This window comes from Vibrio sp., assembly GCF_050299255.1.
Lineage (GTDB): Bacteria > Pseudomonadota > Gammaproteobacteria > Enterobacterales > Vibrionaceae > Vibrio.
The window spans coordinates 26674-38111 of the sequence record NZ_JBNKVP010000029.1; the positions used below are offsets into that span (position 1 = coordinate 26674).

The 11438-nt window shown below is 46.6% G+C and carries 11 protein-coding genes, 1 other RNA gene and 1 pseudogene; 7 read left to right on the plus strand and 6 right to left on the minus strand.

The genetic code is table 11. The annotated features are described in order from the left end of the window. Window positions 1-13: 13 nt before the first annotated feature. Complete coding sequence (locus ACQY6F_RS09930; protein ID WP_428774048.1) at window positions 14-604, minus strand: TetR/AcrR family transcriptional regulator; 591 nt, start codon at window positions 602-604, stop codon at window positions 14-16. A gap of 194 nt (window positions 605-798) precedes the next feature. Here ACQY6F_RS09930 and ACQY6F_RS09935 point away from each other — a divergent pair, with 194 nt between their 5' ends. Together ACQY6F_RS09935 and ACQY6F_RS09940 are read left to right on the plus strand one after the other, a co-directional pair. Next, window positions 799-1674: a Tim44 domain-containing protein gene (locus ACQY6F_RS09935; RefSeq protein WP_428774049.1), complete on the plus strand. Its 876-nt coding sequence runs from the start codon at window positions 799-801 to the stop codon at window positions 1672-1674. Between the two features lie 130 nt (window positions 1675-1804). Then, entirely contained in the window at window positions 1805-2134 is a 330-nt protein-coding gene (locus ACQY6F_RS09940) for a DUF1244 domain-containing protein (protein ID WP_428774051.1), read from the plus strand. A gap of 100 nt (window positions 2135-2234) precedes the next feature. Here the strand turns inward: ACQY6F_RS09940 and ACQY6F_RS09945 are convergent, their stop codons facing one another. Then, window positions 2235-3302, minus strand: coding sequence for a PLP-dependent cysteine synthase family protein (locus tag ACQY6F_RS09945; RefSeq protein WP_428774052.1), 1068 nt, complete (start codon window positions 3300-3302; stop codon window positions 2235-2237). Between the two features lie 108 nt (window positions 3303-3410). Here ACQY6F_RS09945 and ACQY6F_RS09950 point away from each other — a divergent pair, with 108 nt between their 5' ends. After that, on the plus strand, window positions 3411-3869 hold the full coding sequence (locus ACQY6F_RS09950; protein WP_428774067.1) for an Lrp/AsnC family transcriptional regulator: 459 nt from the start codon (window positions 3411-3413) through the stop codon (window positions 3867-3869). Between the two features lie 149 nt (window positions 3870-4018). Here the strand turns inward: ACQY6F_RS09950 and tesB are convergent, their stop codons facing one another. After that, window positions 4019-4879, minus strand: a complete 861-nt coding sequence (gene tesB, locus ACQY6F_RS09955) for an acyl-CoA thioesterase II (protein WP_428774054.1) — start codon at window positions 4877-4879, stop codon at window positions 4019-4021. 118 nt (window positions 4880-4997) lie between these two features. Further along, window positions 4998-5300 (minus strand): MGMT family protein, encoded by a 303-nt coding sequence (locus ACQY6F_RS09960; protein ID WP_428774056.1) that lies wholly within the window; start codon window positions 5298-5300, stop codon window positions 4998-5000. Window positions 5301-5347: 47 nt separating this feature from the next. Between ACQY6F_RS09960 and ACQY6F_RS09965 the strand changes: the two genes are divergently transcribed. The 3 genes from ACQY6F_RS09965 (at window position 5348) to ffs (ending at window position 8515) form a co-directional block, all read left to right on the plus strand. Further along, window positions 5348-6091, plus strand: coding sequence for a hypothetical protein (locus ACQY6F_RS09965; protein ID WP_428774058.1), 744 nt, complete (start codon window positions 5348-5350; stop codon window positions 6089-6091). A gap of 178 nt (window positions 6092-6269) precedes the next feature. Further along, window positions 6270-8258, plus strand: coding sequence for a diguanylate cyclase domain-containing protein (locus ACQY6F_RS09970; RefSeq protein WP_428774060.1), 1989 nt, complete (start codon window positions 6270-6272; stop codon window positions 8256-8258). A 160-nt stretch (window positions 8259-8418) separates the two neighbouring features. After that, window positions 8419-8515, plus strand: an RNA gene (ffs, locus tag ACQY6F_RS09975) — signal recognition particle sRNA small type. A 759-nt stretch (window positions 8516-9274) separates the two neighbouring features. Here ffs and ACQY6F_RS09980 read toward each other — a convergent pair. Then, window positions 9275-9847, minus strand: coding sequence for a NapC/NirT family cytochrome c (locus ACQY6F_RS09980; RefSeq protein WP_428774061.1), 573 nt, complete (start codon window positions 9845-9847; stop codon window positions 9275-9277). Between the two features lie 33 nt (window positions 9848-9880). Continuing rightward, a complete protein-coding gene (locus ACQY6F_RS09985) occupies window positions 9881-10504 on the minus strand; it encodes a c-type cytochrome (RefSeq protein ID WP_428774063.1) in 624 nt (207 codons plus the stop codon). A gap of 559 nt (window positions 10505-11063) precedes the next feature. Between ACQY6F_RS09985 and ACQY6F_RS09990 the strand changes: the two are divergent. Beyond that, window positions 11064-11438: pseudogene (locus ACQY6F_RS09990) on the plus strand (hypothetical protein); the annotation flags it as partial.

Genomic DNA, 11438 nt, shown 5'->3' on the forward strand with positions numbered 1-11438 from the left:
AATTCCTTTTGGCTTACCAGTTGCTAAGATAGTTGGACAGGAGATCCTCAATTAAGGCTTTTCCGTCGACAGGTTCTGAAGCGAAGAATTTGTCATCGACGCTGAGAAGGGTAATTCCGTGAACGCCTGACCACAATACCCGACTGGCTTTGAGCACTTCAGCATCGCTTCGTTGTGGGGCTAACTCCCGGAGCAGACCTTCCAACATGCCGGTCATGTTATTAATTCGGTTAGCTTGCCACTCAGGCAGCATCTCACCATTCATATTATGCTCAAAAATCAGCTGCCAGCGATATGGATGCTGAAGGGCAAAGTCGTGATAACAGTAAGCAAGCTGATAAAGAGCGGTTTTGGGCTCGGCAGCCTGACACACGACTTGCCTGGCTTCGTCGGCCAGTTCATCCAGTGTCTGCGCCACAGCATGTAGCAGCAGCAGGTTATAGTTTCCGAACACATTAACCAGTGTACTGGGTACGTAGCCGATCATAGTGGCGACTTTACGTAAGCTTAATTCATGGTAAGAATGTTCGCTGAGGAACTGTTTGACTGTGTCCAGCGTTAGGGCGATCAGTTCATCCCTAGTGTGATCGTTTCGACGTGCCATGGCTCTGTATTTAAAAGCTGCATAATTAAAATGAACATTGTTCAATATTCTAAATTTTGCTCTCTCTATACGTCAACCTAACAGTGAATTATTTGCAATATTCTGAAACATCTCTTCCATTGCCTTCAGTTTCTTTGCGCATAAGGACTCGGTATGATGGCCAAGCTTCCTCCAACGAGTTATCAAGGATTATTATGAAACGACTATTTTCTGTCATCGCACTGCTGATTGTTGCGGTTGCGGTGGCTCCGGTTGCCGAAGCGAAGCGACTAGGTGGGGGCAAGACTCTGGGTAAGAGTTTTAAAACGGCACCAGCACCGAAGCAGCAACAACCGGCAACCAATACGCTGAACCAACAAAATGGCACCACAGCGGCAAAAAGCCAGACCAAAAAAGGACTGATGGGTGGTTTATTGGGCGGATTGCTGGCCGGTGGCCTGCTGGCCGCCTTCTTTGGCGGTGCGTTTGAAGGTATTCAGTTTATGGATATCCTAATCCTGGGACTGATCGCCTACGTGATATTCCGTTTGATGCGCGGCATGTTGGGGGCTAAGCAGGGCAGTATGAACCAGTATCGCTCACAACCGGCGTATGGCGGTCATAACAACCCCAACCATCAGCAGCCCAACGTACACAACTTTGAGCAGCCGCAATCAAGCCCAGCCGGTGGTTTTGGCAGCCAGACTGATGTACCGCACAATTACCCGCCAGGCTTTAATCAGGTAGCTTTTATTGATGGCGCCCGCGAGCACTACCGTATTTTGCAAGGGGCCTGGAACCACAATCAGCTTGATACTATCGAAGAATATGTATCACCAAGTCTGTTTGGTGATTTGAAAGCGGAACGCGAAAAACTGGCGGGAGAGCAGCATACCGACGTGATGTACGTTGATGCGCAGATAGTCCGTGCCGATTACGACGCCACCAAAGCACAGCTAAGCTTGCAGTTTACCGGACGTTATCGTGATGTTGTTGAAGGTATTGAAGAAGATATTTGCGATATCTGGCATCTGGAGCGTGATTTAACGGCTGAGAATGCACCTTGGTTGATCGTCGGCATTCAAAGCTGAGCCCCCCAGCTGGAAAACGATGAGACTGAATATCACTGATTAACTAAACAAGCCCGGCGATTGCCGGGTTTTTTATTGTCTTTTCAACTGGTTTAATCATACTAACAAAAAAACAACAGAGGATAGTATCGTGGCCGATTTCAAATACAAACAACTCTCCCAGCAACAGCAAGACCAATTGGATGCAGCAGTATTCCGCCGTTTGCTGAAACATCTGGATGACAACAAAGATGTGCAAAATATTGATTTGATGATCCTTGCGGGTTTCTGCCGCAACTGTTTCAGTAAATGGTATACCGCAGAAGCTGAAGCTCAGGGCCTGGATCTGGATCTGGATGACGGTCGAGAGCGGGTGTATGGCATGACCTATGACGAGTGGAAACAGAATCACCAGCCAGCGGCGACTCCGGAACAATTGGCGGCATTCGAAGCGCGGCAGAAAGTCAACAACCAAAAATAACCGGTGATACTTTACCCTACCATAATTAAACAAAGCGCTGCTTCGCAGCGCTTTTTTAGTGGTGATTTGGTGGATGAAACCCGGTCGAAATTGCTTTCACTCAGGCCAGGTAGCCCGTTTGCTCAAACCGGTTAAGTTTGTTCAGGTAGGGGGTGAGATCGCCAATGTTTTCTGCCACCCAGTTAGCATCATAGTAAGTGTCCAGGTAGCGTTCACCGCTGTCACACAACAGCGTCACAATCGAGCCTTGCTCACCGGCACGTTTCATTTCACTGGCCAGCTGCAGCGCACCATACAAATTGGTGCCGGTGGAGGCACCGACTTTTCGGCCAAGAATTTTTTCCAGCCAGTGGGCTGTCGCAACACTGGCCGCATCGGCAATGGTACGCATTTCGTCGATGACGCCCGGTATAAAGCTTGGCTCCACTCTGGGACGTCCGATACCTTCTATTTTGCTGCCTGATGGCGAAGTGATCGCGGCATCGCCACTCTTGTAATAGGCGTGGAATACGGAGTTCTCCGGATCGACAACGCACAGTTTAGTGTCATGCTGCTGATAACGGATAAATCGACCAATGGTTGCGGAGGTGCCACCGGTACCGGGACTCATGACGATCCAGTTCGGGATAGCATGAAGCTCGCGCTCCATCTGGCTAAAAATCGAGTTGGCGATATTGTTGTTACCACGCCAGTCAGTGGCACGCTCTGCGTAAGTAAACTGGTCCATATAGTGGCCATTCAGCTCTTGTGCTAAACGGTGTGACTCAGCGTAGATTTGATCAGAGCGGTCAACAAGGTGCGCCTGACCGCCATAAAATTCGATCTGTTCAATTTTCTTCCGTGCGGTGCACTTTGGCATCACGGCGATAAATGGCAGTCCAAGCAGCCGGGCAAAATAAGCTTCAGACACCGCAGTGGAGCCGGACGAGGACTCAATAATAGGGGTATCGCGACCCACCCAGCCATTACACAGTGCATAAAGAAACAGTGAGCGGGCTAAACGGTGTTTCAACGACCCCGTTGGATGGGTGCTTTCGTCCTTCAGGTAGACGTCAATGCCTTCGACACTGGGCAACTCAAGTTTGATTAAATGGGTATCGGCAGAACGTTGATAATCTGCTTCAATTTTCTGAATCGCTTGGTTTATCCACTGATGGTCACAGCTCATAACTTGCTCCTTAGTCTGTTAAGAATAATTTAACTGCTAATCTGGAGAAAAACTTTGCTAATTTTGCTACTGTTTGGCTTATAAGTAGAAAATTTTTCTAAGTAAGTTATATCTATGGATAATATTGATCGAAAAATCCTCGCACTATTGCAAACTGATGCCACATTGTCGCTGAATGATCTGGCCGAAGCGGTGAACTTAACCTCCACGCCGTGCTGGAAACGGCTCAAAAAACTGGAAGAGCAGGGCGTGATCAGCCGGCGCGTGGCACTGCTGGACCCCGCTAAACTCGAGCTCTCTTTCACCGCCTTTGTCATGATAAAAACCAGCGACCATTCCCATAGCTGGTATCAGGAGTTTGTTAATGTGGTGGTGGATTTCCCGGAAGTGATGGAGTTTTATCGCATGGCTGGGGAGTACGACTACATGATGAAAGTGCTGGTTAAAGATATGGCTGCTTTTGATAAGTTTTACAAAAAGCTGGTTAACTCGGTGCGCGGGCTATCTGATGTGACCTCGACTTTTGCTATGGAACCGCTTAAATATACCACCGCATTGCCTTTGTGATTTTCTGACCAGCAGATTTGTGTGTGATTTGCCATCAGCGGCTTCGCAAGACAGACCTTGTCGAATAAACCATAACTGGCCCCTGTTCAGCAGAACGATACGGGCCAGATAGTATGCAATCAGACTGATTTGGGCGAAGAATAGGGCGCTTAGTTGGTTCGGCGCATTACCCCTTCTTGCACAGCCGTGGCCACTAGATGGCCTTCACGATTGTAAATTTCTCCTCGCACCAGTCCGCGGGTGTTACTCGCCGTCGGGCTCTCAATGACATAGAGCAACCATTCGTCCATCTTAAACGGGCGATGGAACCAGATAGAGTGGTCTATAGTGGCAACCTGGAAATTTGGCGTCATCAGTGATACCTGATGCGGCAGCAGCGCCGTAACCAAAAATCCCCAATCAGATGCATAGCCCAGCAGGTACTGGTGGATCAACTGGTTATCCGGTACCTCACCGTTGGCACGAATCCAAAGGTGTTGCTTAGGTTCTTCCTTGGTTGGTTTCAGCGGGTTAACCACAGTAACCGGACGAATTTCGATCGGTTTTTCACCGCAGAAAACCCGCCTGATATTGTCCGGTAATTTGTGTTCTATCTGTCTAGCAAGCTCAGATTCTGACAGGAAGTTCTCCGGGCCCGGAATATCTGGCATACGATTCTGGTGTTCAAACCCCGGCGCATCACCGTGATAAGAGGCGGTCAGGTAAAAAATAGGTTTACCATTTTGGATCGCTTTGACCCGACGGGTGCTGAAACTGCGGCCATCGCGCAGGTTTTCTACGTCGTAAATAATCGGTTTTTCCGGATCGCCGGGATAGAGAAAATAGCTATGAAATGAATGTACGGTGCGATCATCTTGCACGGTATAGCGGGCCGCAGACAGCGCCTGGCCAATCACTTGACCGCCGTATACCTGCGGCAAGCCCAAATGTTCACTTTGACCCCGAAACAGGCCTTCCTCGAGTTTTTCTAACTGCAACAAACTCAGCAGTTCGTCTAACGGCTTACTCATTCGCACATATCCTTAACAATTGATCTGGATAATATTACACAGATCTCACCATGTTATCGAACAATATGGCACGAAAACAACGCCGGCTAACCTTGAATATCGTGGCTTAGATAGCCGGTTAGGGTTGCCAGCGAAAGCGTTTTAAATTCACCTTGCCAGTATCAGTTACCTCTATCCCTTCTGCTTCAAGCTGCTGCTTTTGCCGTTCAAACGACGAACCACGTAGCGAGATCTCGCCACGACTGTTGATGACCCTAAACCAGGGTAATTGACTACCTTCAGGCAAGTTACCCAGTGCACGTCCTACGTGGCGGGCATAACCCGGATATCCCGCCATGCGAGCCACATCGCCATAGCTGGTGACTCTGCCCGGCGGAATTTGGTGAATTACTGCAAAGATTTGCGCTAAGAATTGGTCCATACTGAATCTGCCTAGTTCAATTTCCATGGAAGGGATAAGGAGAGGGCATGGTATTTTCTACTTTTCAATTTGTTATCACAACCGCTTTGGCTGCGATCAGTGTTACCGCCATTAATGCCAGTGGTGGTGAAGTTCCGGTATTAGCGCTGATTGTGCCCGGTTTGTGGTTTTTCCAGTCGATAAACTTGCGCGGCGTGCTGCTTATTCTGGCACTGGCCAGCTATGGCTTAACTCTGCCGCATCAGCCGGTTTCTCTCTCGGTAGCTGTTTGGACCTTACTGCCCCTGTTTATGGTGGTCTTTTCTCCGCGCAGCAGCATCGGCGTTATCCTGACCACGCTATTAATCGTGGTGACCTTAGAAGTGGGCATCATGTTAACCCAGTCTTCAGGCAAGCTTGGCGGCAGCGCCGAAGCCACATTGGTACAGACATTAACCATGGCGGTTATCTGGTGGAGTACTTTCCACTGGACGCCAGGCAATCGCAGTAACTGGTGGGCTTTGGCTCTATTGGTTCCGTTGTGGGCTGCCGGATATGGGGCTGCAGCGTTACTGGGCGTCAGCCTGGTTGGCATTATGACCTCAGTGGCCAGTTTGAGTCAGCGTAAAGAGCTCGAATGGAGCAAACTGTTGTGTTGGACGCTGCCGGCAGTGGCCTTTATGGCGTTAGCGGTAAACCCGTACAGTGAGGTGCCTAGTACGGTGTTCGTGGTTTGGATTTGCCTGCTTACCACAGCCTGGATGACAGATTATGTGTTGGCTTGCGCGAAAGAAAACCAAGAGATCAAATAGCCTTTGGTGATTAAAACGTAAGCTAGCGCAAAAAAATGACGGTTTTTTCATCAGCTGAATATGTGATTTTTTTGTTATCGGCTATTATTCTGTATCAGAAATAAGAAAATAATAACAATAAGATATAGATGACGTCATGTTGAAAGGATGCAAGATATGCCTATCTCTGCTGCTAGTGATGCTATGCAGCTCTGCGGTAGGTGGGCAACAAAGTTACCGGGTCGCTGCGGTTGAAAATGCCGTGACGACCAAATTTCTATTTGATCATGTGGCTTCCCAGACTGGGATAGCCATAGATTACCAATTTTATCCCAGTGTTTCGGATACCCTTAGCGCAGTGGAAATTGGCGAAGCTGATTTCAGTGCTAATATCGCCTATTCGCCGCAACGCGCCAACAAGGTCAAATTTACCGCGCCAATCCATAGTGACTACAGCCAAATTTACACCAAACCGACGATTGCGTTTAACGAGGCGACACGGATTGGCGTGCCCAAAGCCAGCGATTATGGCGCGATATTGAAAAGCATTTTTCCCTATACCAGGCTGATAGAATTTAGCGGCCAGGAAGAGGGGATTTCGCTACTAATTGATGATAGAGCCGATGCTGTAATCGATTCAGTGAGTATGCTGGAGCGATACCTCAGTGCCGGTTATCAGGCCACATTGGCGAGCAATGAACTGAACGTCAAAGCACTAGCCGTTGTTGCTCATCAAGATGTTCCTGGCCAGTTACTTAAACAGATCGAGCGGCTATTTTTGTCAGACAAGCAACAGGTTGCTTTCAGGCAAGCGATGGAAGGATACCAGTTTGCTGTGCGCCGGAAAGTGTTGCGGCATCAGGTCCGAGCAAGCGGAATATCGCTTAATCACCCTGTGAAAGTAAAATTGGAAAATGCTGGTCTATATGCAACTTATCAGCCCGATGGGCGCGTGCAGGGTGTTGCGGCAGATATTTTGTTCCAGGCGTGTGACATCCTCATGCTGCGCTGTGAAGTGACCAGTTCTGCCGATGAACCCTGGGAGCAGATGTATCAACAGGTGATCGATAAGGAAGTTGATCTGATTGCTCCCATCAATATTTCTCCGGCCCGCCAGCAGTTGTTCTATTTCAGTTCCTCTTTCTATCAGCCTAAAGCGGTGATGGTAAAGCGAGAAGGATACAAATCCGGAGTATACCGGCATGTTTCTGAGCTGCTGCCTGAAAGAATCGGCGTCATTGAGGGGGATTTTTATCAAGACTTACTCGGTGAAATGTTGCCACAGAAATCCCTCTACAGTTTTCCAAACCAGCGGGTACAGGTAGCGGCATTATTAAATGGCGCGGTGGATTATATTGTCTTAAGTGAAGCCAACTTTTACCAGGTTTTGGCTAATGCCAGCCAATTATTGCCAATTGAAATGGACTCCGGAATCGGAACATTTCATACCTCACGCATTGCGCTGGGATTTGCCAGAACGCCCTATGGCCAGGAGTTGGCCACCCTCTTTAGTCAGGCGATTGAAATTGTCGATATTCAAGCGGTGATAGCCCACTATACCCATAAGCCGGATTTAAGGGCGACTTTGCGCGCAGAGCAGAATCTTGCCCGCCATGTGCAGAACATGTTTGCTTTGTTATTGCTGGTATTGCTGGCGTTGTCTGTCTATTTATACCGTCAGGCTCGTACCGATAATCTGACACGGTTGCGTAATCGACGGGCGCTACACAGCCGTTACCGGCGTGGCATTGGCAGCGGGACGACACTCGTTTACTTAGACATCAATGATTTTAAGCCAATAAATGACAGCTACGGCCATGAAGTGGGAGATCAGGTGCTTAAAGACGTTGCTCATTACATTCGAACGCACTGGCCTGGCAGAGCGTATCGAATCGGCGGTGATGAGTTTATCCTGATTGGCAAAACCAGCCGCTCAGCGTTAAAGGTATTAACCGCAACCCTGTCTCGGTTTCACTTTCGTGACCATAGCAAGAACATTGACCTGAATGTTTCGATAGCAATGGGCGTTTCGCTACCGGATAGTAAAGGTAAAAGTTTGGCCAGAGCTCTGGATGAAGCCGACCAGGATATGTACCGGCTTAAAAGCCAGTCTGGACGCAAAATGACATCGCTGGCCAGAACAGAACAAGCCGAACTTGCTGATGGTGAGGTCAGTGTTACAACCTAACGGGTGATAAGCTGATATCCAGGTGCTTTGGTTGATTAATTGCTGCTCAGTCAGACCGGTAAATTGGTTTTGCCTGGCGATAGCACTTGCATTCGTCTAAGCGATGCTTAATAATCCCCTCACTCTTTGGCTAAGGCCATCGAAAACAAATCTATGGAGGCCCTGGTCCTCCCGCAACAATAGCTCGTGAACTCGGTCAGGTCCGGAAGGAAGCAGCCGCAGCGGGTGACTTGTGTGCCGGGATGTGGCTGGGGCTTCCACCCATCTGCACTGCGCCAGTGATGACTTTTCCAAATAAATCTCAAGTAGTTGTTCTTACACTGCGCCCAGCAACCAAGCCTGACGTATAAGTCCTTCTATCTGCAGCAACTGCCAGTGTATTGGGTGTAGCGCGAAGTTACTTAACTTAATGACGATTGAACTGTACGCTATTACTTTCAGTGAGTTAGCTTGTCTTTGATAGATATACGAGGCAGGCCGTCCAGGTAGGATTTTATTCCAGATGAGAATCAATCTTAAATAATAAAAAATTAAAGTTGAAAATAATTATCAACTGGCTGAATTACACTTAGTGAACTAATACCGTCTAGATCAGAGAGTAGCGCTGACACGGTTTTTGTAGATTTAATGATAAATATTAATAGTGGATTGGATTTTGAGTTCAATTAATCCAAAAATGTGTGTTTTAGTACAAAAGCTTTATTTACATATTGCTGTTTAAAACATTATTTCAATGAATGTAATTTGTTTAACTTTTAAGAATTAATTTAGTAGAGATAATTTTTAAGCTGCAGCCTCAATCTTGTTTTTGGAACAGTGTGAAATTCTGAATTGATCTAAATCAATATATTTGTCAGTTAAGGTAGTCGAACTCACGAAAGGCTGCCCGTAGAATTGATAAAATAAGAGTTATTTCCTATTTTGGTACGGTAAAATCAATAAAAGAAAAAGGCGCCAAATAGGCGCCTTTTAATCTTAATGTGACTAGTCTAAATAAAGTTGAGTTATTTACTCAGTTATTCTTCCACTTCTTCTTCAGGTTCTTCAGGAAGTTTATGAGCAATACCTGCGTGACAATCAATACAGGATTTACCTCTCTCTTCCATAGTTTGATGTCGGCGGGCTGCAGAGCGGCTTTGCTCTTCAAAGTCCATACGCTCAACATCATGGCAGTAGCGGCACTGTTTTGATTTGTTCTCGATAAACTGGTTAGTGATTTTTTCAGCCAGTCTTGGCCGGTGTTCTGACTCAAAGTTTTCCAGCGTAATTTTTCCGGTAAGCTTATGAAAGATATCGGCGGTTGCGCCAATCTTCAACGCCATTTTAGGGATAAACTCGCGCGGTACGTGGCAGTCACCACAGGTGGCGGCAATTACACCTTTGGAGTTGTTAAAGTGGATAGACTCCTGATATTCCTCAACAATGGTATCCATGCCGATATGACAGCCGTAACAGAACTCATTGCTGTTGGTATAACTCATACCCCAGTGAAAACCTCCCAGGGCAACCATACCGACGACAAACGCCAGAAAACCACCAATCGGGATGCCCAATAGCCACTTACTGCGTGGTTTGCTCCACAAACTCATATGTTACATTCCTTATTATTATTGGCCTTAAGCTTACTGGTAGCTGGCGTAGTATTCAGCAAGAGCTTTCAAATCATCTTCGCTTAACTCTTTGATTGCTTTGTCCATTTTTTTATCAGCTGAGCGCTCGCCTTTATTGAACTGCATCAAAGACGTCAGCAAGTAGCCTTTATGCTGACCCGCCAGGATTGAAGCTTCATCAAACGGATCGCTCCCGCCTTCTGCGTGGCAACTGTCACAGCTTTTATCGTGAATGGCTTTACCTTTTTTAGCCAGTGCCTCATCAAACGGTTGGTCAGCACGAACAAAGTCCATTTCACTGTAGTAAGCGGCCAGCTCTTCAATTTGCTCTTCTGACAGCGATTCTACGACAGTGGCCATATCGCCTGATTTACTGGTGTCTCCCTGAACATGGTTGACCGTTTTGGCCGGACGACCATCCAGGTAGCGCATCATTTGATCGCTGAGGTTATATGCCGGGATACCTGCGATGGTTGGAATATCAGTATTAGTGCTGACGCCATTGGTACCATGACATGCTTCACACTCTTTCTCTTTGATCAGATCAGCAGTGGCTGCGTGTACAGCACCGACAGAAGCGATACCCAAAGAAAGTGCGCACATAGCTTTTAATAGTTGGTTTTTATAAGCAGACATAAAATATAGTTTCCGTGATTACGTGTTATCTACAAGGGAATTTTATATTTAATATTAAAAAAAATACATGATCTAAATCGAGAATAATACAGATCTGAAAATCTACTCTAACAATTTAGAACCATATTCCCCACATTAGCCAATAGCTCAGTTATGTACTTGATTTAGTTACGCACTACCAAAGTTAACAACTATGCGAAACAAGCGATCTATAAGTTTAGTCAATGTTTGGCAATGTTGCTGCGTTTTTTGTGATTAGTATTAGAAATTTATCATCAAAAGTAATGTTTTTTCATTTTTAAATTTTCGGATTGGTTTTATTTACTTTGAGACAAAATAGTGGAATTAGATCAAAGAAAATCTTTGATAAGCATGCTCTTATATAGGGTGTTATAGCTGTATCTGGACTTAGTCAAAATCTTCTTGTGGTTATCTGGGTTAGATTTTGTGAGCAACGCCAAATCAGCTAAAGACAAAAGCAGCTAAAAATTAAAAAACTTAACCTAAACCTTAATTCGCCCACCATACGGAAGCACAATAGGGATAAAGGGATAATCATATGAGTATATTAAGAGCGATGTTGGCCTCCATGCTCAGCTTATTGCTGATAGCATGTGGACCAGACAGTGGTAATGACCAAAACACACCTCCACCTCAGGTGGAAGATACAGCGGTAACACTCAGCCAACCAGTGTTAAACAATGACGGAACCGTTTCGTTTAAGTTTAACGTGACCGATGGAGCAGGTAGACCTTATACGTTAACCGGCACACCAAGATTCCATCTATTGAAACTCGCATTGCGTTCAGATACACCCGAGAGGGAATCTCGCGATACGGCGTTAGAGAAAACATTTTGGAAGAGCTTTGTTTATTCCTCTCGAAATGGAGCATTGCGACCAGATGCTGAACGTGCGACCTCTGGTACGCTGACT